The sequence below is a fragment of the Marivita sp. S6314 genome, from assembly GCF_023015985.1.
Taxonomy (GTDB): Bacteria; Pseudomonadota; Alphaproteobacteria; order Rhodobacterales; family Rhodobacteraceae; genus Marivita.
The window spans coordinates 1-814 of record NZ_JALKAO010000020.1; the positions used below are offsets into that span (position 1 = coordinate 1).

Genomic DNA, 814 nt, shown 5'->3' on the forward strand with positions numbered 1-814 from the left:
CCATGCACGAAGGCCGGGTTGTTTTCCAGCGTCTGCACCAGGTTCGGCTGCATCGCGTCCTTGAGCAGAACCGTCATCGCGCCCTGCGCCTTGATATCGCGGCAGAACACCGGGCTGCGGTCGCGGCGGTAGGCCACGATCATGTCGCCCAGGCGCTTTTCCAGGTCCTTGAGGTCATTGGCCAGGCACAGGATCGCCATGACTTCGGACGCCACGGTGATGTCAAACCCCGCCTCGCGCGGGAAGCCATTGGCCACACCGCCCAGAGACGCCGTGATCTGGCGCAGCGCCCGGTCGTTCATGTCCACAACCCGCCGCCAGACCACCCGACGCACGTCGATCTCGGCCTCGTTGCCCCAGTAGATGTGGTTGTCGATCATCGCCGACAGCAGCGAATGCGCCGATGTGATGGCGTGGAAATCGCCGGTGAAATGCAGGTTCATGTCCTCCATCGGCACAACCTGCGCATAGCCGCCACCCGCAGCGCCGCCCTTCATGCCGAAGTTCGGCCCCAGCGACGCCTCGCGGATACAGATCATCGCCTTCTTGCCGATATGGTTCAGACCATCCCCCAGACCCACGGTCGTGGTGGTCTTGCCCTCGCCCGCCGGCGTCGGGTTGATCGCCGTCACAAGGATCAGCTTGCCATCCTTGCGGTCCTGCACCGAGTTGATGAACGCCTGGCTCACCTTCGCCTTGTCGTGCCCGTACGGCAAAAGATCATCCGTCCCGATCCCGATCTTCTCGCCAATCTCCTGAATCGGACGCTTCGACGCCTCACGCGCTATTTCAATATCTGACTTGTATGACATGG

At 62.4% G+C, this 814-nt stretch carries 1 protein-coding gene; it reads right to left on the reverse strand.

The genetic code is table 11. The features are described from left to right. Positions 1 to 812: formate--tetrahydrofolate ligase (locus MWU54_RS18585; RefSeq protein WP_247086747.1), on the reverse strand; the 812-nt coding region annotated here is incomplete at its 3' end. Between the last annotated feature and the right edge of the window lie 2 nt (positions 813 to 814).